This window comes from Ruegeria sp. PrR005 (assembly GCF_010500245.1).
Classification (GTDB): Bacteria; Pseudomonadota; Alphaproteobacteria; order Rhodobacterales; family Rhodobacteraceae; genus Ruegeria_B; species Ruegeria_B marisflavi.
The window spans coordinates 54,961-77,964 of record NZ_JAAGOX010000007.1; the positions used below are offsets into that span (position 1 = coordinate 54,961).

Sequence of the window (23,004 nt, forward strand, 5' to 3'; positions counted from 1 at the left end):
GGATCACGGCCCTCCTGCCACCCGTGGGTGATGTAATGTTTGAGAAGCGCTTTATCGCTGCCTTTGATGTCCGGGTTGGACTTGCGGTAGTATGCGGCGTCAAATTCTGCCCAAACGTCAAGGGATCGCTTTTTAAACAAGTTCAGCCTCTATTTTAATGGGGAATACCATGTCGGGATCCCTTTGCTGTCTATCTTGAAACCCCGGCAGAAACCAGATCGCCCGCTACTTCCGTGGGCAAAGGAGTCTTTGTCAGTTTCGGGGAGAGCGCCGGAGAAACATCATCAAGCGGCGAACCGGGGCTGTTATTTTCCACGACGTGCTGTTCAGGATGGCGTTGTAGTCGTCCAGGGCCTGCGTAACCTGCGCCTCTTTTTGCTGCAGGATCTGTGCCGTTTCTTCTTCTTTCTTTTGCAGGGTCTTCTGCAAGACAGTCAGTTCACTCTGACTGCTTGCCAACTGCTGCATGAGCGCCTCTGCTTGCGCCGCGTTCTGATTGATTTGAATATCTTGATCGGCCAGAGCTTCCAGCGCTTTGCGATGTGCGCTGTCCAGATGTTTGATTTCGGTATTCGCCTCGTTGATTTTCGCCGAGAGCGCTTCATTATCGGCCTGAGACTTGTCGAGGTCGAAGGATGTGCTCTGAAGGGCTTTTTGAACCTTCAATATGTCTCGCTTGTGCGATTGTCTCTGTGCGTCCAAGGTCGTGCGGTGGCTCTTCTGGAGCTCTTGGATCATATTGGTCAGCATCCCCAGTTCTTCGAACCGATCTTCAAGCTGCTTTTTGAGGTTACGGTTATCGGTCTGAGCTTCTTCAAGGTCGAGATCCCGGGCTTGGAGCGACTTTCCCATCCGCAGGACGTCTCGACGGTGGGTATGAGTCTGGGCCTTGAGCTTTGCGTCATAGTTCTCCTTGGCCGCGCCGAGCATCTGTGTCAGTTGGCCCAGCTCTTCAAACCGCTCCTTGACCTGGGCCGAAAGCACTGCGTTGTCGGCTTGAGCGCTCTCTAGGTCAATCGCCTTGATTTGAAACGCTTTTTGAGCCTGTAGCATTTTTTGGCTGTGAGAGTGCTGTTGTGCCTCAAGGACGGTGCGATACTGTTCCTCGGACTCATGAAACTTTCTTGTCAGGTTGCCAAGTTCCTCGAACCGGTCTTCAAGCTGTTTCTTGAGGTTGCTGTTGCTTGCCTGCGCCTCTTCCAGGTCCAGCACAAGCGCTTCGATTTCTTTCTGCGCACTGAGCAAGTTCTGTTTATGCTCTTCTTGCTGAGCCGCGGCCTCTTTTCTGGCCCGGTCCAGTTCTCCCGCTGTCTGTTCGGCTTCCAAACTGCGTTGCGACAGGGCGCTCTTGGTCTGCATCAAGGTATCGCGCGTTTGTTGGAGCGTTTGCTCCATGGACAAGCGCAAGTCTTCCTCAATGCGCAACCGTGCCTGTGTCTCCGTAATTTTTTCCTCGGCCCGAGCATGCTTTTGTTGTTCGAGCGCGCTGGCCGCTTTCAGGGTAGCAAGCGCTTCCCGGTTGTCCTGCAGTTGTTTCTGCAGGTCTTCCAGCCGGTTTTCAGCCTCTCCGCGTCGGGTGCCATGCTCTTTGACACTGGTTTCAAGGGCGGCGATGATGGCGCGGCCTTCTTCCAGCTGCTTCTGCATTCCTCCCAAGCGTGAATGGGTGCTGTCATTCTTGGTCAGTACGGTTTGCAGGACATTTTTTCGCTCTTCGAGCTGTATTTCGAGTCGCAGGCGCTGCTGTTCGAGCGTGCTCAACTGGTGCTGTGCAGCGGCGTGCTGAGCGCTCTGCTCCTTGAGCTTGGCCTCGATCGTGGCAACGGCGGCCTGGCTGTCCTGCAGCTGTTTTTTTGTCTCGTCCAGTTTAGCCAGTTGGTTCTGGACGGACAGCCCCTCCTTGACCAGCGTTTCAAAGGCAGGGCCAGCATGATCGAATTCGGTGCGGATCTTGTCCAGTCGGGAATAATCCTTGGCCGACTCCCCGGTTCGTGCCCAGCTTTCCAGCAGATCATAGACATCCTGTACCCATACCGGCACTTGGAGCCCGTCGTGAACGCTTCCGGATCCGCTTTGGAAGTGCCGCAGAGATGGGCTCAGAAATTCGTCGATCTCATCTGAGACGTGCCTGCTGATAGGCGGTAAGGGCATGTGAAACGATGACATGATGCCCTCTGCGACCCCGGGCCAGTCTTCGAGCAGTTGTTCGTAGCTGGTGAAATACCGGGTTTGTCCACGGGTCGAGTATTCGGCGTCGAGCACATAACGGAGCCAGAGCAAGAACCCGAATTGCAGCTCGAAACCGTTGCGCTTCTTGAGAGATTGGGCGACCTCTACCGGGTTGCGATGCGTATGCAGGATCAAGGGGCGGATTTTCAGCGACGTCAGGGTTTCAATCCAGAACGGAGCCAGTCGGCACAGTCGGGGATCCTTGATTGCAAAGCACCGTGATGCCCCAAATTCTTCCGCAATCAGGGCCTTGGCGCGGTCACGGTAATGAGCGGCCTGCTCCGGAGACAGCCAGCCCGGATCCTGTGGTGTCCAGTAGTCCCATGTGGTGCCGGCGTCCCGCAGAAGATCGCGATGCATCTCATAGATCTTCTGGGATTCAAAATATCCTCTCTGATTTCCCTCGTTCGCAGCCATAGGGGTGTTGGGCATGTCGAACCCGATATGCTGCAGGAAGCCCGTCAAGGCCGACGTTCCCGAGCGGTGCATTCCAAGGACGAGAACGCAATGTCTCGATTTGGCAGTCGCCCGTTTCTGCTTTTTGGCTGGAAGAGCTTTTTTTATCGCTTTGCTTTTCTTCATCGGTTTGGGAATTTCGTCCAGGTTCAGACGCCCGAAGGGGCCGTCGCAGAAAGGGGGGCGTAGGCAATCGGTAAACGTGTGAAGGTTGTCTTAGTCCAGCCGGACAAACGGTCCCGCCGGTGAGAACAGGTCCTTGATCCGCCAAGGCGTGCGTGATGCGACCGCATGGAAGGGGCACAAAGACACTGCCGGATCATGACAACTCTGCCAGTTGATTAATCGACGTGCGGCAGCCTTCCTGTTTCCAGTATTTGCGCGTCGCGTTCACAATCAGATCCGCCCTGTCTGGAAAGCGCTTACGCAGATCGGCCAAGGCCTCGGATGCCTGCGGGTCAATGCCGACAAACAGATCGAGGTTGAGGGGCGGGATCAGGTGCTTGATGGATTTGGCAAGCTCTGCGTCAGAGCTCTTGAGGATTGCCGCGACGCTGTTGGAATGGATCCAGCCCGGAACGGCCGGTATTTCGATATTCTGCAGCGGATTGGGCATTTTCAGATCCGGGAACATCTTGTTCAGGGTTTGAACGATCCCGGAGTTTTTGATTGCGACGGTTGCATGAGCTTCACGGGAAAGCTGCAATGGATGGCCGATCAGTTCCTTTTTGTTTAGGTTCTCGAAATATGCAATCAGCCGATTGCTCATCGGATGCAGTTTGCCGTCTTCATGTTTGAGACATATTTCGCGCAGGTCTTGAAGCGCGATGAGCTGTTCGCTCGAAATGCTGGCGTTCTGGGTTTCAGCCTTGAGGTGAATGTTCTGATTGCCCGTCAGCTTGCGCAGGATATCGGTGAAATCGGTAACTACATCTCCTGCCAGCAATCGCTTGCGGTCGAACAACCTGACCGTAAGGTTGTGTACAAAGGGGCTGTTCTTCCAATCCGCCAGTTTCCGATCGATTGGGCGCAAGAACTCGTGAGGCTTGCTGTATTCGCTGTTACCCTTGAGGGTTTGCTGAACCAAAGACAGGTACATGCCGGCGGGGGTGCGCACGTAAGAGATGATGTCGACCCGCTCGATGGGCTTGGCTATCTTTTCCAGAATACCCAGAATTGTCTGCGGGTGCTGCATGAAGAACGATTCCGCGGACAGCAGGATGACGCCCGCCTCGTTCGCCCGGCTTTTTATCAGCTTCAGGGTCTCTTGAGCGGACTGGTGCTGTTTCTCCATATCGCCGCGGGTATTGGCACCTGACAGCGTAACCAGATCAAAATGACCCGTTTTGGGAGAGGCGGTCTCATATATGATCCCCTGCTGACGCAAACCTTCGCGGGCATCATACAGAGCCTTCTGGATGGAGGTGCTGCCGCATTTTCCATCACCAATATGTACAATGAACGAAGTCATACTCTGATATTTCGTGTTTTCTACGATGTCAGGAGGTTGGCCATGGGATTACCATCCGACATAGTGCTGCGTTCGGTCCAGACATAGCTGTGCGATGCCTTGCGCATGTCAACATAATTCGGAGGGAATCGCACGATTTCGGTGAGCGTCTCAAGCCAGGATTCCGGATCGTTCTTGCACCCCAGGGCGAGATTTCGGGACAGGATATTGCGATAGGCCGGGCCATCGCTGACCACCGACAACAGCCCCATGGCGCTGTAATCGAGGAACTTGATGTCCGATTTGGCTTGGTTGAACTTGCTGTCCTGTAATGGGGCGATGCCGACGTCGAACTGATCTTGCTGCATCAGCCAGCGCGTGAACTCGGGATAGCTGCCTTTGTTCGCGGGCGGCGGCAGGCGGTGCAGCCAGTCGTGTTTGGGCGGATTGCGCACCGCGCCGATCAGGCTCAGTTCAAACTGACCCGCCGGCAGGGTCTCGGCCAGTTTCCTGAAGGCGGGATAGACCAGGTCGAAATCCTCGTCATGGGTGGCCGTGCCCATATACAGGAACTGGATCGGTTTCCGGAGAAAACGGGTGTTCGCCAGTTTGCGGTAATTGCGCCACAGGCGCGGATCGAGAGCGTTCGGGATCACCCGTTTGGGCGTTCCGATGTCGTCATAATAGCTGGCAAGGATCGATGTGGAAAACCAGAGCTCCTTTGCATTCATCATTAGAACCCGCAGGGCCTTGTCGTGTTCCTTATGCGCTTCATGTAGGAAGAAGGCATCATCGGTATCGACAAAAAGTGCGGTCTTGTTTGCTTTCAGCCGAGCTAGAAGGCGCTCTGCGTCATGGATTGAAGGGACCGCCACGCGCTGCACGATGCAGCTATCGAGCGTGTCGATCCTGGGATCGTCGACACCGCTGAGATGGATCAGATCAACCTTGGCATAGGCCTCTCCGGTTGTCAGCGGTGCGATAAGGCGGATAAAGGCCGAGCTGGTTGGCCAGGCCTTGCCCTGTTGCAGCAGTATGCCAACTTTCCGGCGTTCGCCGCTCCCCAGACTGGGAACGGCGACGGATGCGGCCGCGGCGCTGCCTGCCTCTTTGGCCGACAGGGTGTCGGTGACCCAGTCACAAATGGTACGGGCACGTGCATCGAAGGAATGATGGGCGTGAATATGCTCCGCCACCTTCGCGCGATCTTCGACCGGAATCAGCGGTAGGCCTCTGCCCACCTTTTCGCGAAATTCGCTTTCGGACCCGACGCATGTAACCGCAGGGCCGAACAGTCGGGGAATGGAGGCGAGATGATCACTGACCAGATGGCCTCCGCAGCTGAGCACATCGAAGATGCGGTTTGAGACAAAATCGAAATCCCGCATCGACTCCCAGTGATCATTCAGAACAAAGGCACTGCCAGCATAGGTCTTGTGCAGCTCCTTGTTGTCAATGTTTTGACCACTGATCATGTGAGTCGGAATGAAATCCTCCCAGTGTTCACCAAAGACCTCGATGTCCACGTTATTCTCGACCGACCATCTGACGGCCTCGCGGTAGATCTTGCGAGAATTACCAACAAAAACTCCCTTCGACGAGGTGCCGGTCAGAGTCGGATCAAAAGCGAACCGGTTGCTGTCGGAACATTGCAGCAGCGGGCGGACATCGCGCTCGATCAGCTCGCCCAACAGAGCAGCATAGGAATCCGAGGCCACAAAGATGCCGTGGTAGGATTTATATTCATCATAGGAAATCTGGTCAGGATGGCTGATGTTCCATATTATGCTCAGCTGCCCGGGACGCGGCTCATAGGGGGTCAGGCCACGCAGGACGATCGCCAGATCATCTGACGTGACAGGGCGGTCGTACCACTTGCCCAGGAAATCAATCCGTACATGGTGCCCCAGCTTGGCCAGCGCATCCTTCAGCGATTCCGCATAGTGATAATCGCCCCAGGCTACCCGTTTGTCGTAAGGGGCGGGAATCTTGATCGCGATATTCAGTTTGACGCTGCGCAGCGCTTCTATGGACGTGGCATGTCCGTTGAGATTTTTCTCGTGAACAATCTTGCGGAAGGCATAGGGCTGCGAAATGCTGATCCGGTTGGGATCCGTATCATCCTCAGCATAGATACAGCCGATGACCGGACAATAGGTTGCCCCATTCTCTTTGGTGTAGCGCAGGATCAGGTCCCAATCCACCATGCGTTTCAGCGTCGTGTCGAACAGGCCTTTCTCGGCGATAAGGCTACGGTGGTGACAGAATACGTTCATATCGACGTAATTGCCGCTCAGGCAGTAGTCCCAGTCGAAGGGCTCGCCACGATACCCCAGGGTTTCGCCGTTCGCATTCTCGATCTTGGAGGCACCATAGGCACATTTCGCCTTGGTCATCTGCATGCAATGCAGCATCAGTTTGACAAAATCCCGCGTCCAGATGTTATCTGAGTCGAGATAGAAGATTATATCTCCTGTCGCATTTTCCAGGCCAGTGTTGCGCGCCTTGCTGACCCCGCCATGATCATTCCAGAATACACGGACATTGGGGTTGTCTTTGTATTTGCCGAGCACATCCGGCGTGGCATCCTGGCTTCCGTCATCGATCACGATGAGTTCGATATTCGAATGCGATTGGTTCAGGACCGACGTGATCGCGCGGTCTAGTTTTTCCGCACGGTTATAGGTCGGCATGACGACTGTCACCTTGATGTCTAGGACCGCCAGTTCCACCTGCTCCAGCGACGCAAGGCAATCGGTTGTGCGCTGTAGAAGGTCCACATCCATCTGCGTAAAGAGCCGCTTGGGCTTTTCCTTCATCTTTCGGGAAAAGACCTCTTTGAGGAAGGCCTGAGCCTCCTTGTGCGGGACGATGGGGCGGCGGGGGTCGATCCGAGAGGCCCGAAGCGCCGGGTCGACTGTCGCAGTCTTGCGGATCGGCAGTTTGCGTTTTTCCCGGCGACCATGCGCCTCGTAGTGATAGAGCGGATTAACGTTGTGCTTTGCCACGTCCGGATGCTCGGCCAGATAGGCACGGGTGCTGAACTCAGGCCCCGGGTCGCGGCCGAACAATGCTCCAAAACGGAGATAATGCTCAGCCGGGTCAAGCCCAGAGGCGGGAACGTCGGGGTAAGTGCAGCAATACCATTCCGCCGAGAAGAGGGGGCTTTCTGAAACAATCCGAAGCTCGGTCTTAGAAATGTCTTTCATTATAATCTCTTAACCTTCAAAACTAGAGGGGTTTTGGGGATGGCTATTGATGAGTCTATATGTTTTGCGTACTCGGTCAGTAAGCCGAACAACCAGGTTAGGGCAACCCAATCCTTCTATAATGCGTTTGGTGAGGAGTAACCTCCACACGATGATAAGGCCATGTTTCTATCGATATGGGCCTGACGATCAAGTGTATGCAAGCGCACTGACTTATTGCCTGAGACCGGATCCGGTCTGAGCTGAAATTTTCCACTTGTGAGGCCGTTTGCCGGGCGCGGAGGCATTCATGGGATGTGGAAGTGACAACATCGCAGATCTGGTTTGTGCTGAAGTGGCCCAGATGCCCGAGGGAGGAGATCCCCTCGAAGCCGGAACGTCTGGCGGCCCTCCACGACGACCGACTCGTTCATGCCGGTCGTCGTGCCATCTTCCTGGTGAAAGGCGTGCGATCTCCGTCCTGGACTATTCTACGGCGATGCCCGCGTCCCGGAGCTGTTTTTCCAGCAGCAGGGTCCGGTTCTTGTAGCGGTTCAGCTCACGGTTCAGCTGGGCGATCAGCCTTTGCTCCGGGGATTGATTGATATCGGCCTGCTCCGGCGCCGCCTTGGGGGCGACCCCGTAGCGATCCAGGAAAGTGCCGATGATCTGGCCGACGACAAAATCGCTGGCATGCAGGCGATCCGGTTGCCAGGCGATTTCCGGGTTGCTGAGCGTCACCGCCTCATAGCTCGGAAAATAGTCGATGTCGGGGGTGCTGCTGATGAACTCGTGCGCGGCCGCGCGCAATGTGTTCTTCGAGGTCGTATTGGCGATGACGATATCGTCCTGGCTGAATGTGCGCCCCAGGGGTACAGGCGACACTGTCATCACGATATGCTGCCCGTCCTTGCCATGTGTTTTGAGAATCCGGTGGATCTCGGCCAGGGTGGTCTTGCAGTCCTCTACCGACAGGGTCTTGAACCCGAACCGGTCGCGCTGTTTGGCAAGGGCTTTAGGGTCGGGCAACTCGTTGAGATAGACGCCTGTTTCGTGGTCGAACCAGCATTCGATTAGGCCCAGGGTGATGACAACGATATCGGCCTCGAAGATCTGGCGGAAATAATCGGTCAGGTAAGCCCGCCGCGCCATCTGATCCGCGCGCGACATGGAACCGCCGTTCAGGCGCAGATGCGGGTCGTAATACTCGCCGGCGCTCAATTCCAGCAGCATCGCCTCGTCATAGGTCGCTTCTCCGCAGGCCCATTGCAGTTCCTGAAGGATAGAGAGCGGCGTATATTTGTTCAGCAACCCGCCCAGGCGGGCCGATTGGCTGTTCAGGCGTCCGGCATCAAGATTGCGGCTGAGAACGGTCGCCCCGGCCAGTTCCAGCCGCTCTTCCACGTTGCGGGCAAAGCAGGATCCGATCGCAAAGAATGTATGTTCGGGGCCTGCGGAAAAGCTTTGCTGTCCCATCGGGACGATGACGCCGCTCAAAAGACGCTCCCGGGCCCCGCCTTCAGGCGCCAGCCAACGGTCGAACTTGTTCTGCTTTGATCGTTTCAGGGCTTCGGTTGCAGGTATCATGACAAAAATCCAATTTGGTCTCGGTAACGGTCCTTCAGGCGGTCACGGCCTTGAGGTCTTCGAACGCGCTGCGATTGAGCTTGCGAAGCTGTTCAAGAGCTTCAGGAGGCAATCTCGTTTCTGCTTTGTTGACGTGGCCCCGGTTTCCGGCGACGAGCTCATCCAGCAGGGTTCGGAAGGCCGGGTCATGAGGCAAGCCGAGAAAATCCTGGAGCGTTTCAGCGGCCGTGTCGTTCGGCTGGAAGAACAGGGCATCATAATCCAGAATCATGATGTGCCGCCGGAAATGTGCGTGGTTCATGTGCCGGGCCATGATCTCATGTTGCCTGCTCCAACTGCTCAATGCCTGCTCGAAATTCTTTTCAGGGGGCCAAGGCCAGTCGTAGCAACAATCCGCAGTTGGATAAAGCGAGGAATGGTCACGATCCGTCAGATCTGCTTCGAACGGAGTATTCTGCACAAGGACCCTGCGGGGAGGACCGTTTCCAGTTCGCTTACCCGGCCATCCGCCCAGGTGACCGTCACCTGCATCACCTTGCTTGCCGCGCCCAGCCCGAAATGCACCCGCGGCGCATCAAAGGACATGAACCCGCCGCCCAGCTGGATCTCGCGGCGCTGGATGTTCCCCAGATCATCCTCGATCTCGATGACCGCACCGATGCCGTCGCGGTTGCCCAGGTGATCTTCAAGCTGGAACGCGATGGTATTGGCGCCCTGCGCGTTGTTGCGGAAAAAGACGAGCGGGCCGTTCACCGGATGGGTCAGCATGTCGAGATCCCCGTCGCCATCGGCGTCAAAGGCCACCGCGGCGGCGGTCATCAGGTAATCCTCCAGCCCCATCGGGCCCGAGGTTTCGGTGAAATGGCCTTGGCCGTCATTTTCGAAATAGAGGTTCGACGGGCTGACCTCGTTCGGCACCCAGGTGCCGTTGACGATATAGACGTCAAGATCGCCGTCGAGGTCGAAATCCTCGATCTTGGTGTCCCAGCTCCAGCCGCCCACATCCAGGCCGCGCGTCTTGGCGCTGTCGGACCAGCCGGCGCCGGGCAGCGCCCCCTTGGCCTCGAGCAGCACGTTGGCGCGCAGGATCTGCTGGATCGAGGCCTCGGCCTCGGCCGCGGTGACCTGCCGGGTGGGCCGGAAATGCAACTGGCAATAGGCGCGCGGGATCGGCTGGTTGGCCGGGATCAGGTCGCAGATCGACGGGTCGTGCTGCTGGATCGCCAGATCCTTGACCAGCATCGCCTTGCATTCCACCTGGTCGCGCCCGCTCAGCTCCTGGCAGCGCGCGGCATAGGTCGGGTCGAAATTGTTGCCCGACTTGTACCAGGTCTTGATCGCCATGTTGCGGCGGCAGGTCTCGGCGGCCCGGGTCTCCTCGATGCCGTCGCAATAGCGCTCCAGCGGCTGCATCTTCAGCCGCTCCGAGGCACCCGAGGAGCGGCCCGCGATCTGCGCCAGATAGATCTCGGGCATCCCGTCGCCGGTCAGGTCGGCGCTTTTTACCGCCATCGTGGTGGTGGTGGTATGCGGCACCAACCCGTCCTGATGGGTGATCTGCCGGAACCCGCCCGCCCCGTCGCCCAGGTAAAGCGCGTCGGGAATCTCGAAATCGTTGCCCTCCAGCAGATCGGCATCGCCATCGCCGTCGATATCGCTGAACAGGATGCTGAGCGTCTCGCCGGGAATCGCGGGCAGGTCGGAATAGGCGGCCCCTGTCATCTGGCCGTTCTCGTTCCACAGGATGCGATTGCGCGATTCCTCGCCCGGGACCCGCCGGTACCAACCGGCCGCCCAGTTGCCGAGCGCGATATCCAGGTCACCGTCGCGATCGGGGTCGCCAAGGCTCAGCGCCAGCGTCAGCACCGCGTCGGGCCGGTTCGCCACCGGCTGCGGATGCGCGGTATCGAGCCGACCCTGCCGGTTCGGGATCAGGAAATTTCCCTGCCTGTAGGTCGCCACGAACAGATCCCGCCAGCCGTCATTGTCGATATCGGCCAGCACCGCGTTGAAGACCGGCGCCCCATCCAGGGGCCCCGCCTCCAGCGCCATCCGCGAGAAGCTGCCCGTCCCGTCGTTGGCATAGGCGTAAAGCCCGATCTCGGTCGAGGCGATCACCAGGTCGATATCGCCGTCATTGTCGATATCGCCCGCCGCCAGGCTACGGCCCTCCCAGAACGGGGGCCACATGTCGCGAAAGGAAAACTCGACCGGCTTGTCGATGCCGATCCGGCTGGCCTCGATGCGGGTGAACGGGGCCTCCCCGGTCGGCGAGGGTGGCGCAAACGGGGTCGAGATGACCTCGATCTTCCCCGCAGCGGCGCTGTCCAGCGTTGCCGCTTCGGCGGCCCAGAACCCAGGCTCCTGGCGGGGAGCGGTGTCTGCCTCGCTCAAGAGCAGTTCCAGCGCCCGGCGGCTTTGCCAGTCGTGATAGGTCTGTGCCCCGATCCCGCCCAGGATACCCAGCACCAGGATCGTTCCCGCCAGCATCAGCGCGGCGCGCAGTGACAGCGACTGCGCCACGATGAAGAAGGAGTAGATGCTGAATGTGCCCAGAGTGAACAACAGCGCCATGACATAGCCCTGGGACATCCCCAGCCCCAGAAGCGCCCCGGTGACCACCACGTCAAAGGCGATCGGAACTGGCAGGAACAGCCCCACCAGCGCAAGCGGCACCAGCGCCCAGAGGGCGAAATCGAGCCCGGTCACCAGTTCGGGCGGCAGCAGCACCGCCCCGATAGTGCCCAGGAACCCGGCCAGCAGCATCAGCGGCACGGTCAGCCGGATGATGTACCAGAGGTTCTTGGCAAAGCTGAGCGTGACCGCAAACAGGGCCTGCAGCAGGGTTTCCCGCTGTGCAGGGTCCAGCTCTGCCGCGCTCCAGGGTCTTGGCGGCTGAACCGCGGGGGCAGGGGCCCGTTCGGCCTCGGGCAGCAGCCGGCAGAGCAGCGGCACCGCCACCAGGATCACCAGAAGGCTGAGCGCGATCTTGGTCAGCGCCATATAGACCGGCAGCAGGCTGAAGGTCATCGTCAGCACCACGATGTTCAGGGTGGGCGAGGCGATCATCGCGCTCAGCACGGTCTCGGCCCGCATGCCGCTGGAATACATCCCCCGGGCGATGGGGGCGGCGCAATTGACACAGACCCCCAGCGGCGTGCCGATCACCAGGCCCAGGAGCGAATTGGCGAACCCGCCCGAAAAGCTGCGCCGCCGCAGGTAGGAGGCCGCCGTCAGAAAGGCCGCGGCGAACAGGATGCCGAATGTCATCCCCTTCTTGTTGGTGTTGACCCAGTTCAGCGTCGACCAGAAGATCCGCTCGATCATCCCCATGTCGGGGGTGATCTGGAACTTCGCCTCGAAACTCAGCGCATCCTCCAGCTGGATCGCCCCCGACATGATCGCCTTGTCATCCAGGTCCGGATAGCGCGAGCCGGTCCAGAACAGGTAGGCGAGGGTGACGATCAGCAGGCTCGCGAACAGGAGGCGTTTGGGGTGTGTCGGATTGACTGCCTTAAGCATGGTGGTTCTTCAAGTATCCAAGTCTAGACTAAATCGTATGATGATTAGGCCTCCCTGAGGAGGCGATATCATACACGCGGTTTCCTGCCACGGCCTCCTCGAAACAATGCAGCGCTTGTCGTTCCCGACTGGTCACGGGGTGCCGCCAAAGCAAGCGCGAGGCGCGTAAGGGAAGGTGCAGCGGGTCACTGACGTGAGACCCGCCGCCCGGTCAGAATATGAAGTCATTGGCATCCATGTCACCGATCAGGGCATTCTTGACCGTGATTACCGACCCAGCCCGATCACTGATCGAGACATCTGCGCCGACCTGCTGCATCAGCCCGCCGGTCAGGTCGGCAAAACTGGTGATACCGGACATCGCTGACAGGTCGATCTTTTCATTGTCGTTGAACTCGTCGAAATCCATGATCACGTCGTCTTCCGAACCATCCGCGAAAATGAAGATGTCATCTCCGGCCCCGCCGGTCAGGGTATCATTCCCAACTCCACCGGTCAGGTGATCGTCTCCGTCACCACCGTCGAAGGTGTTGTCTTCGGAGTTTCCGATCAGGTAGTCGTTCAACTCCGTTCCCAAAACGGCTTCTATCGAAGTGAAGGTGGCGATACCCCGCCATGGACCCACCCCGGGGGTCGCGTCAGCGGTGTCCTTGGTCCAGACTTGTGTGCCCGCAAAGGTGAGATCGACCCAGATTGCGGAGCCGAAACCCGAGAAATCGGCGGTATCGAAGTCGTCTCCCCCGTCCAGCTGGTCGAGATCGCCGGCATTACTTTCCCAGAGGCGCAGAATGTCGTTGCCTCCACGGCCTTCCAGCGTATCGCTGCCCAGGCTGCCGGCGAGCAGGTTGTAGTCGTCAGAGCCACTCAACCAGTCATCGAAAGCCGTTCCGCGTATGATCTCGATTTCCACAAGATCAGCGATCGCCCGCCATGGACCGGGCCCGGGTGTGCCGTCGCTGGTGTCCTTTGTCCATACCTGATGGTCCACATAGTTCATGTCGACCCAGATTGCGGAGCCGAAGCCCGAGAAGTCAGCGGTATCCAGAAAATCGCCGCCGCTGCCGCCATCCAGAATATCGAGATCGCCGGCGGCGCTCTGCGACAGGATCAGGGTGTCATCACCTGCCTGTCCTTCCAGGGTGTCACTACCCAGACCACCGGCCAGGACGTTGGCATTGCCATCGCCCACGAGCACGTCGTCTTCACCCGTGCCGGTAAGGTTCTCGATGTTGCGCAGCTCGGCGATCTGCCGCCAGGGCCCGACCCCGGGCGCGGCCTCGGTGGTGTCCTTGGTCCAGGCCTCGCCATCGCCATAGGTCAGGTCGGCCCAGACCGCGACGCTCAGGCCCGAAAAATCGGCGGTGTCGGTGTCGGCGCCGCCATCGAGCGAGTCGAGATCGCCCGCAGTGCTCTGCCACAGGTTCAACAGATCGTTGCCATCGCCGCCCAGCAGCGTGTCATCGCCCAGGCCGCCCCGCAGCGTGTCGTCGCCCAGGCCGCCGTCCAGGAGGTTGGCATTGCCATCGCCCACGAGCACGTCGTCTTCATCCGTGCCGGTGAGGTTCTCGATATTGCGCAGCTCGGCGATCTGCCGCCACGGCCCAACCCCGGGCGCGGCCTCGGTGCTGTCCTTGGTCCAGGCCTCGCCATCGCCATAGGTCAGGTCGGCCCAGACCGCAGAGCCAAAGCCCGAGAAATCGGCAGTGTCGGTGTCGGCGCCGCCATCGAGCGAGTCGAGATCGCCCGCAGCACTACTATCGAATAGAAGCAACAGGTCGTTGCCATCGCCGCCCAGCAGGGTGTCACTGCCCAGGCCGCCTTGCAGGGTGTCGTCGCCCGCACCGCCGTTCAGAAGGTTGTCGTTGCCATCGCCATACAAGTAGTCACTGAAGTCCGTGCCGGTGAGGTTCTCGATGTTGCCCAGCTGGGCGATCTGCCGCCAAGTTACACCCACCGGCGCGGCCTCGGTGGTGTCCTTGGTCCAGGCCTCGCCCAAGGACAGGCCCGCCAGGACCGCGACGCCCAGGCCCGAGAAATCGGCGGTGTCGGTGTCGGCGCCGCCATCGAGCGAGTCGAGATCGCCCGCAGTGCTCTGCCACAGGCGCAACAGGTCGCCGCCATCGCCGCCCAGCAGGGTGTCACTGCCCAGGCCGCCTTCCAGGGTGTCGTCGTCCGCACCGCCATCCAGGAGGTTGGCATTGCCATCGCCCACGAACACGTCGTCTTCATCCGTGCCGACGAGGTTCTCGATGTTGCGCAGTTCGGCGATCTGCCGCCAGGGCCCGACCCCGGGCGCGGCGTTGTCGGTGTCCTTGGTCCAGGCCTCGCCATCGCCATAGGTCAGGTCGGCCCAGACCGCAGAGCCAAATCCCGAGAAATCGGCCGTGTCGGTGTCGGCACCACCATCGAGCGAGTCGAGATCGCCCGCGGTGCTCTGCCACAGGCGCAACAGGTCGTTGCCATCGCCGCCCAGCAGGGTGTCATTGCCCGTCCGGCCTTGCAGCGTGTCGTCACCTAGGCCGCCGCCTAGAAGGTTGTCGCCACCATCGCCCACGAGCACGTCGTCTTCATCCGTGCCGACGAGGTTCTCGATGTTGCGCAGCTCGGCGATCTGCCGCCATGCTCCGACCCCGGGCGCGGCCTCGGTCGTGTCCTTGGTCCAGGCCTCGCCATCGCCATAGGTCAGGTCGGCCCAGACCGCGACGCCCAGGCCCGAGAAATCGACGCTATCGGTGTCGGCGCCGCCATCGAGCGAGTCGAGATCGCCCGCAGCACTCTGCCACAGGCGCAACAGGTCGTTGCCATCGCCGCCCAGCAGGGTGTCGTCACCCAGGCCGCCCCGGATCACGTCGTTATCAGCGCCACCGTCGATCACGTCAGTACCGGAATGGCCAGTCAGACTATCCTTTCCGCCCAGACCGTTGATCTCGACGCGCTCGACGCTGGTCAACGCGATCTGGAACAGGCCCAGATTGGTCCGTTGCAAGGTCAGGGTCCCGCCTTCAAGGAAGGAAACGTCATCTCCGGATCCATCGGAGAGGTTGACCTGTTGGGTATCGGTATCGCCGCCACCGTCGAATTCATCCGACCCGTCACCGTTGTTCCAGATCGCCAGATCGTTGCCATCGCCGCCCAGCAGGGTGTCATTGCCCGTCCGGCCTTGCAGGGTGTCGTCGCCCGCGCCACCGTTCAAGAGATTGACGTTGCTATCGCCTGCAAGCACGTCGTCTTCATCCGTGCCGACGAGGTTCTCGATGTTGCGCAGCTCGGCGATCTGCCGCCATGCTCCGACCCCGGGCGCGGCTTCGGTGGTGTCCTTGGTCCAGGCCTCGCCATCGCCATAGGTCAGGTCGGCCCAGACCGCGACGCCCAGGCCCGAAAAATCGGCGGTGTCGGTGTCGGCGCCGCCATCGAGCGAGTCGAGATCGCCCGCAGTGCTCTCCCATAGACGCAACAGGTCGTTGCCATCGCCGCCCAGCAGGGTGTCGTCGCCCGCCCGGCCCTGCAGCGTGTCATCACCCGCGCCGCCGTTCAGGAGGTTGGCATTGTCATCGCCAAGCAGGTTGTCGTCGAAAGCCGTGCCGGTGGCGTCTTCGATTGAGACCAGATCGGCAAGCTGCCGCCAGGCACCCTGTCCTGATATGGCGTCACCGGTATCCTGGGTCCAGGCCTCGCCCAGCCCCGATCCGCCTCCGCCTTCCAGATCCACCAGAACTGCGGCATCGAACAACGAGAAATCCGCGGCATCCTGACCGGCGCCGCCGTTCAGGGTGTCGATTTCGCCCGGGGTGCTGCTGAAGAGTTGCAGCGTGTCGTCGCCGTCTTCGCCCTGGAGATTGTCGCTGCCACCGGTGCCGCCATTCAGGATGTTCTGGGCGGAATCCCCGATCAGCCAGTCCGCAAAGGCGGTGCCATGCAGGTTTTCCACCGAAAACAGGTCGCCGAGGACACGCCATGAACCTGCGCCCGGCGCGGCGCTCTCTGTATCCCTGGTCCAGATCGCTTCCTGCGTATAATCCAGATCGACCCATACGGCGGCGGAAAAGTCGTCGAAATCCGCGGTATCGGAACCCGAGCCGCCATTCATCGAATCGAAATCGCCCGGCGCGCTTTCCCAAAGCCTCAGGACGTCATCATTCGAGCCGCCGTTCAGCGTATCGCTGCCCGGCCCGCCATCGAGCGTATCGTCGCCCGACCCGCCGTTCAGTTCGTCATCGCCCGCATCGCCCCGGAGCAGGTCGTTTTCGCCAAGGCCCAGGATCGTGTCGTCGCCCCCGTAACCGCGCAGGTCGTTGGCGGTCTGGTCCCCGGTGATATAGTCGTCCGTCATATCGACCAGCAGGGCGATCGCCTCATCGGCCTGTACCAGACCATAGCCGGTCAGGTTGTCATACCCGACGTCGAACGCGCTGGTTCCCGGGTCGTCCATGTCGATGCCGCTGGCCCGCAGCGCGTCATAGACCTGCTCGGGCGTGGCGCCGGGCACCCGTTCCAGCATCAGCGCCGCGATGGCGGCCACATGCGGGGCTGCCGCCGAGGTGCCAAAGAAGTTCGGAAATCCGTCAGGCTCGGAATCGAAGCCAAAGAAGGTGTTGTTGGTGCCGTCCACGCCGGTCACGTCGACACGCTGGCGGATTTCCGGGGTGGCAAGCCGGGTGCCGTTCACGTCGAACAGGATCGGGCTGTCGCCGAACGAGGTGAAGGTTTCGGGCACCGGCGGGGTGACCCCAAAGGCAGGGGTCTGCTGGTAATAGGACGCCGCCACGCCCAGGCCGCCTTCGGCTGAATTGTGCCCATAGGAGGTACCCGATCCGGTGTGATATTCGGCATCCAGCGTGCCGCCCCTGTAATCGACATATTGCAGCAGGCCTGGCACCGGCCCGGCCCAGCCCTGGATGACAAGTTCGTAGGTGTAGCTTGTCGTGAGTGAGTAGTTTATTATTTGGAGGGCTTCAACCGGGTCCCCCCCGCCCACGTTATCGTTATTTCCCCCCGCAAGTGGAATGTCATCACGCAGGACATAAAAATCAACATCGCTCTGGGACCCGCCCGATCCCGGCGCCCCGGTCAGGAAGGGTTGATCCCACTGCAAGACGAGAAGAGCCCGTTCTTGTGGGCCAAGAACGAAGGACTGCCGCGTGTCCACCCCGGGGCCGGGGTCGAAATCATGCCACAGGTCCTGTCCGCCGAACCCGATGATCGACATCAGCTGCGGGTCCGAAACGAAATCCCCCTCGCTGCGATAAGAGGAGCGTGCCCGGTTTCCGGCCGAGGAGAAATAGGCCACCCCGTCCGCGGCGACCTGGTTCACGGCCTGCGCCACGATCCCGTCCTGGAACATCGGTTCGGTAAAATAGATGACGTCGTCGACAACGACATCCGAGATGGCGCCAAGCTCCAGGATGCCATTGGCGAAATCCGCCATCCCGTTGAAGGCGGTGTGAAAGGCAAGGTCCGCGCCCGGGGCGAGGTCGTGCACAAGCTGCGCCATGGCCCGGCCTTCGTCGCTGCCGCCAACGGCCATATCGTCGAGAACGTTGACGCCCGCCGGAAGATCGCCCGTACCGATATCGGTGGCATAGCCACCCAGATTGTCGAAACTGTCGGACAGGATACCGACCGTGGTGCCCGCCCCGGTCACACTGTCATTGCCAAAGGCGACATCCACCGCATGGCCCTGGTAGGCCTGGCTCAGCACCGATCCCGCATTGGTGGCGGCGTAGGAGGGCATCGCAAAGGCGAGACCCTGAACCAAATTCAGCGCCCCCAGCATCTCCAGCGGCACCAGCGCGCTGACGACGTTGGAAAAGGTCGAGATATTCGCCGCCCCCAGCGACTGGAGCTGCGCCACCACCCCGCCAACGTCGTCTGTCGCCGTGATATCGACCACGATGGAGCCATTCTGGATCGGCGCGCTCGAGTTGGACGAGACGAACCCGGCCAGCGCCTCTTGGTGCGAACCGGGCAGGTTGTTGCGCATATATGCCTGTGTCAGGAACTGGGAGACCTCCCGTTCGATGCTGTCCAGACCAAGCCAGAGCTTCTGATTGATCGGTTTGCCGGTTGCGGACAAATTTATTTGCGGCAGGTTGACAGACATGGAATTTCTCTCCCGTTCGAAACGGCACTGCCCATCGTGCGGCGGTCAGACAAGGGATGCTGACAATGGATCGTGACATTTCGGCAAAATATTCGATGCATTATTAACAAGTTTTTTAAAAAAACAATAATTGACAATGGCTTGCATACGTGAATGCGAAAGATCTCCGGTTGTTGCCGTGATAGGTGGGCTGAAGAGTGGATCCTTGCCGGACATTTCGGGGCAAGGTGACCTTTCCTGTCGACATGAGTAGAGAGAGAAACGGTGGGCAAATCAGCCGGGTAGACGGTGAAACATGCTTTGCGAACGGTAAGTGCAGATGGAGATGAGCAGATGACAGAGGATCTTGCCACGGCCTATGACAAGCGTGTCATGAAAGGGGCGGCGCAGGATTTCCTGCGGCAGGTCGGCCATACAGAAGGCGGTGCTCCGATCACGGACAGGCAACTTGCCGCGATGACCGGTGATCTGGAAACCCTTCTGGATCTTGATCCGTCAGATCGTTTGCTGGACCTGTGCTGTGGGAACGGGGCGGTGACCGTGCGGCTGGCGCCGCGCGTGGCGGCCTGCACGGGTCTGGATCTGTCGGGGCACCTGATCGATGTGGCGCGAAAATACAACGCACCGGTCAATACCACATATCAGCAGGCGGACCTTAAGCGGCTGCCACAGATACCACCGCTGGAGCCGGAACCTTTCTCGAAGGTTCTGATGCATGCGGCCTTGCAACATTTCCGCCCGGCGGACCTGGAACCGCTGTTGCGCGCGATCCTGGCGCGCTGTGGGCCGGACCCGGTCATCGTTTTTGGTTTCGTGCCGGAGCATGGCAAGCAGAGATTCCTGTTCAACACCCTGCGCAAGCGGTTGTACCGGGCCTATCTGCAGGTAACGGGACAGGATGTCTTTGGCCATTGGTGGTCCCGGCGGGATCTGGAGACAGTCGCCGACAAGCTGGGACTGAGCTGTTCGTTCCACCCCGTCGATGCCAGTCTTGCGGCGGCGGCCTATCGTTTCAATGTGCGGATGTCGGTTGCGTCTCGTTCGAAGGGGTAATGTCCACCGGTCACAGCACGCACATGCGCCTGAAAGACCGCATTGGATCCTGTCAGGGCAAGACCCAGAAATCTGTCGAATTCGTCCCGGGACGCGAATATCCGGTCTCGCCGAAACACGCCCTGTCGCAGATAGTGCAGGAACACGATTTCCTCGAGGTCGTCCGGGTACAGCGCATCGGCTCTTGGATCGTTCGGGAAATTGTATCGCATTGGGAGGGCGCAGGTTTCCAGGCCGGCTCTGTCGGCGGCCAGGGGCACTTCGATCTGCGGTCCCCACCAGGGTCCGACACATGCGTGCAGAGATTCACGGATATCCGCAGCTGCGCGGTAAAAGGCGTCAAGGCTCTTCGGGGGGCCAGCAAGCACCCCGTAGTTGATGTAGAAAGGAGCTTGGGGCGGCGTGTCGAGAGGAGTCAGCGTATAGCGGTAGGGGCGTTCGATGTCATGTCCAAGGATCTCCTGGGCAATCCGTGGCCAGTCCAAATCCGGCAGACGGTCTTCAAGCTTACGTCCTTCAAGGGGAAAGTGGAAATGCGCGATCACCCCTCCGAGAGCCGAGCGGGACATCAGGTCAAGAGCCATGTCGCGAAATGGCCGGATCGGAGCAACATCCGCATCGCAGAGGAATGCCAGATCGCAATCGGGCCGGATCAGTTCGAAACGCTTGAGATGCTGGGCGGCGTAACCTTCTGCCTCGGGGTCCCCCGACGCGGAATAAGCCCAAGCCACTTCGATACCTTCAAAATACGGCTTCCAGTGTTCGGGCAGTTCTTCCTTGTCGGAATCTCCGAACACCGCCACCAGCCGGGATTTCGCATATTCACCGCCCAGAGCGTTGAGGCACAAGCGAAAGAACGCGATCTGTCCGCAGAAACCGTCCGTAAGACTCGCGGCGATGAGAAAGTCGTATTTCATCGAATGCTTCTTTCGATCAATGCTTGATAGGTTTCGATTTCCACGCGTTATATCGCATCTTGCAGCAGCCGCAGCCACCGCTATCGAGCCAAATCCGTGTCTTTCGCGAAGTTTGCAACCGCTGCAAGGCTACTATAGACCCGAGATGAAAGACCTTTGGTTTTCCAACAGATTGATTACTCGGAATATCCCGCAGGCAACGGATTGTGAAAGATGGATTCAGCATGACGCCCAAACGCAGGGTAGACAATCTGGCGCTCTTTGGTGGAGAACGTCTGTTTTCCGAACCGCGGCATGTGAACAAGCCCAATACCCCTCCGCGGGAACTTTTCGATCGTTATCTGGACACAGCCTGGAGCGCCGCCTGGTTCTCGAATGATGGCCCTCTGTTGCGCCGCTTCGAAGCCCGCCTGTGCGAACAGCTCGACGTAAGGCATTGCATCGTCACGTGCAACGCAACCGCCGCTCTGGACATAGCATTGCAGGCGCTGCGGCTTCCTGCCGGCGGCGAGGTCATTCTGCCTTCATATACATTTGTCTCTACGGCCAACGTGCTCCAGCTTGCGGGGCTGAAGCCGGTCTTTTGCGATATTGCCGCCGACAGCATGAATGCCGACCCAGAGCAATGTTCGCGCCTGATATCCTCCGATACGGTCGCCATCATCCCAACGCATGTCTGGGGGACCCCCTGTGATATCGACGCGCTCCAGGCCTTGAGTGAACGGTCCGGCGTGCCGCTGCTTTTCGACGCGGCTCATGCCTATGGGGCCGTTCATGGGACCCGTCGGATTGGCGGTTTTGGGCTGGCCGAGATATTCAGCCTGCACGCCACCAAGGCGCTACATGCCTTCGAGGGAGGGATCATCGCGACGGATGACGATGCGCTGGCCGACGACCTGCGCTTGCGCCGGAACTTCGGGTTTTCGGGCATCGACCAGGTGGACCTGCCCGGGGTCAATGCGAAGATGTCCGAGGCACATGCGGCCATGGGCCTTGCGAACCTGGATGTGTTTCCGCAGACAATCGCCGCCAGCCGGCTCTGTCACGAGACGTATGAGCAAGGGTTGCGGGGCATTCCCGGTCTGGTTCTGCGCATGCCGGATCCCGCATCGCAGCCCAACTATCACTACGTGGTGGCCGAGCTGGATGCCCCCCGGTTCGGGATGGACCGCGATACGCTGACCAAGCTTCTGTTCGCCGAAAACATCTGGGCGCGCCGGTATTTCTATCCCGGGGTGCATCGGATGACGCCGCATCTTCCCCTTGCTCCGCAAGCCCCTGTTTCGTTGCCACAGACCGAAAGGGCCTGCAACAGGGTTCTGGTCCTGCCCGCCGGGGCCGCGATCGATCTCGATGATGTCAGGGCGATCTGCACCTTGCTTCGGTTCATTTCCGAAAACGCCGCGGTCATCGCCGGCCGCGGCTGAGCCGCTCTACGGATCGGGCAGACGCCATTCGAATTGCGAGCCGGGTTGACGATAGGCGGGGAAATAGCTGCTGCCGGTCGTGGCACTTTCATTGCAAAGCCGGTCATAGGTGCCGGGATCGAGCACATGGCCGCAAAGCCGCGACAGCCGGGCCTCCGGCGTCCAGCGTCTCTTGAACTGGTACAACCCGTCTTCCGGGTCGTCCTTGCCGCCTGCCGCGCCGCCGATATTGAAGGCGTGCGCGCCAAGGCGTTCTGCCTCCGCCGCCGCGGCATCGATCAGGATGTAACTGGTGTGCCGGTCGTAATAGGCGTCGTCAAAACAGACGAGATGGGCGTTCACATGGCTGGGATGGACATAGCTGAGCAGCGCCCCGGTCACCGTGGCTCCAATCCGCGAGACAGCCAGATAGGCCCCGGGAACGGCCAGTTGGCGGGCCAATATCTCTGCCGACAGTCGCGGGATGCCGGTAACGGCGTGCCGCCTGATCGTATTGAGGTAGAGCCGCCAGAACAAGGGGGTGAAATCCGCGGAACCGGGATGTATCTCGACCGTCTGGGCCTGATAGCCCTTGCGCACGTAATACCGGGTATTCTTGCTGCGGGCACTGCGCCAGTCGCCACCCAGATCGAGGATGCAGTGCGTCTTGAACGGCCTGGCAAACTGCAAGCCGGCCTGCAGTTGGACAATCGAATCCTCGGCGAAGGGGTCACTCACAAAGGACAGCGCCACCGCTCCGCTTCCCGCCAACGTCTTCAGATCCCTGGGCAGGGCGCCGAAATCGGCGCACATGGAATAGGGATAGGTTCCGGCCAGATCGAAAACCCCCGGACGAATCTCGCGCCGGATCAGTTGCAGCCCGCTATGGGGCAGGGTGACGATCTCCCCGAGCGCGGCAAAGGATGCGCCGTATTCCGGCGCCAGATATCCGGTGCCTTGCAGGTTGGGACAGGGGGAGGTCTGCATTTCATCGTGCCAGTTGTTGGTCGCCTGCAGGGATACCGGATTTCACGACCCGCCAGAAGATCATTCACACAGTCCCGGTCCCGGTGTTGCCTCGACTGCCGTTCCGGGA

General features: G+C 59.9%; 11 protein-coding genes. 2 read left to right on the top strand and 9 right to left on the bottom strand.

Going from position 1 to position 23,004, the window contains the following annotated elements; all coding sequences use genetic code 11:
• Nucleotides 1-252: 252 nt before the first annotated feature.
• The 7 genes from G0P99_RS04845 to G0P99_RS24995 all read right to left on the bottom strand — a co-directional run bounded on the left by G0P99_RS04845 (nt 253) and on the right by G0P99_RS24995 (nt 18,532).
• Nucleotides 253-2,811 carry a hypothetical protein gene (locus tag G0P99_RS04845; protein WP_164128261.1) on the bottom strand — a complete coding sequence of 853 codons (2,559 nt, stop codon included), beginning with the start codon at nt 2,809-2,811 and terminating at the stop codon, nt 253-255.
• Between the two features lie 193 nt (nt 2,812-3,004).
• Entirely contained in the window at nt 3,005-4,156 is a 1,152-nt protein-coding gene (locus G0P99_RS04850) for a hypothetical protein (RefSeq protein ID WP_164128262.1), read from the bottom strand.
• Between the two features lie 20 nt (nt 4,157-4,176).
• Complete coding sequence (locus G0P99_RS04855) at nt 4,177-6,954, bottom strand: glycosyltransferase (RefSeq protein WP_164128263.1); 2,778 nt, start codon at nt 6,952-6,954, stop codon at nt 4,177-4,179.
• Nucleotides 6,955-7,809: 855 nt separating this feature from the next.
• Nucleotides 7,810-8,910 (bottom strand): GSCFA domain-containing protein, encoded by a 1,101-nt coding sequence (locus tag G0P99_RS04860; RefSeq protein ID WP_164128264.1) that lies wholly within the window; start codon nt 8,908-8,910, stop codon nt 7,810-7,812.
• Between the two features lie 34 nt (nt 8,911-8,944).
• The gene (locus G0P99_RS04865) at nt 8,945-9,370 is read right to left on the bottom strand and encodes a hypothetical protein (RefSeq protein ID WP_164128265.1); all 426 of its coding nucleotides are present in this window, start codon (nt 9,368-9,370) and stop codon (nt 8,945-8,947) included.
• On the bottom strand, nt 9,340-12,432 hold the full coding sequence (locus tag G0P99_RS04870; protein WP_164128266.1) for an FG-GAP-like repeat-containing protein: 3,093 nt from the start codon (nt 12,430-12,432) through the stop codon (nt 9,340-9,342). The genes G0P99_RS04865 and G0P99_RS04870 overlap by 31 nt, the downstream gene beginning before the upstream one ends.
• Before the next feature lie 211 nt (nt 12,433-12,643).
• Nucleotides 12,644-18,532, bottom strand: a complete 5,889-nt coding sequence (locus G0P99_RS24995; RefSeq protein WP_164128267.1) for a S8 family serine peptidase — start codon at nt 18,530-18,532, stop codon at nt 12,644-12,646.
• A 333-nt stretch (nt 18,533-18,865) separates the two neighbouring features.
• Here G0P99_RS24995 and G0P99_RS04880 point away from each other — a divergent pair, with 333 nt between their 5' ends.
• Nucleotides 18,866-19,585 (top strand): bifunctional 2-polyprenyl-6-hydroxyphenol methylase/3-demethylubiquinol 3-O-methyltransferase UbiG, encoded by a 720-nt coding sequence (locus G0P99_RS04880; protein ID WP_164128268.1) that lies wholly within the window; start codon nt 18,866-18,868, stop codon nt 19,583-19,585.
• On the opposite strand, the gene G0P99_RS04885 is transcribed toward G0P99_RS04880, so the two are convergent.
• The gene (locus tag G0P99_RS04885; protein WP_164128269.1) at nt 19,537-20,502 is read right to left on the bottom strand and encodes a hypothetical protein; all 966 of its coding nucleotides are present in this window, start codon (nt 20,500-20,502) and stop codon (nt 19,537-19,539) included. The genes G0P99_RS04880 and G0P99_RS04885 overlap by 49 nt on opposite strands.
• Nucleotides 20,503-20,726: 224 nt before the next feature.
• Here G0P99_RS04885 and G0P99_RS04890 point away from each other — a divergent pair, with 224 nt between their 5' ends.
• Nucleotides 20,727-21,929 (top strand): DegT/DnrJ/EryC1/StrS aminotransferase family protein, encoded by a 1,203-nt coding sequence (locus G0P99_RS04890; protein ID WP_164128270.1) that lies wholly within the window; start codon nt 20,727-20,729, stop codon nt 21,927-21,929.
• Nucleotides 21,930-21,935: 6 nt separating this feature from the next.
• On the opposite strand, the gene G0P99_RS04895 is transcribed toward G0P99_RS04890, so the two are convergent.
• Nucleotides 21,936-22,895, bottom strand: coding sequence for a GNAT family N-acetyltransferase (locus G0P99_RS04895; protein ID WP_164128271.1), 960 nt, complete (start codon nt 22,893-22,895; stop codon nt 21,936-21,938).
• Nucleotides 22,896-23,004 lie beyond the last annotated feature (109 nt).

Bases quoted from the DNA above. Each gene is read 5' to 3' on its own strand.
- G0P99_RS04885 (WP_164128269.1), bottom strand. From the start codon at position 20,502: ATGAAATACGACTTTCTCATCGCCGCGAGTCTTACGGACGGTTTCTGC.
- G0P99_RS04895 (WP_164128271.1), bottom strand. From the start codon at position 22,895: ATGCAGACCTCCCCCTGTCCCAACCTGCAAGGCACCGGATATCTGGCG.
- G0P99_RS04855 (WP_164128263.1), bottom strand. From the start codon at position 6,954: ATGAAGGAAAAGCCCAAGCGGCTCTTTACGCAGATGGATGTGGACCTT.
- G0P99_RS04860 (WP_164128264.1), bottom strand. From the start codon at position 8,910: ATGATACCTGCAACCGAAGCCCTGAAACGATCAAAGCAGAACAAGTTC.
- G0P99_RS04870 (WP_164128266.1), bottom strand. From the start codon at position 12,432: ATGCTTAAGGCAGTCAATCCGACACACCCCAAACGCCTCCTGTTCGCG.
- G0P99_RS04890 (WP_164128270.1), top strand. From the start codon at position 20,727: ATGACGCCCAAACGCAGGGTAGACAATCTGGCGCTCTTTGGTGGAGAA.
- G0P99_RS24995 (WP_164128267.1), bottom strand. From the start codon at position 18,532: ATGTCTGTCAACCTGCCGCAAATAAATTTGTCCGCAACCGGCAAACCG.
- G0P99_RS04845 (WP_164128261.1), bottom strand. From the start codon at position 2,811: ATGAAGAAAAGCAAAGCGATAAAAAAAGCTCTTCCAGCCAAAAAGCAG.
- G0P99_RS04880 (WP_164128268.1), top strand. From the start codon at position 18,866: ATGACAGAGGATCTTGCCACGGCCTATGACAAGCGTGTCATGAAAGGG.
- G0P99_RS04850 (WP_164128262.1), bottom strand. From the start codon at position 4,156: ATGACTTCGTTCATTGTACATATTGGTGATGGAAAATGCGGCAGCACC.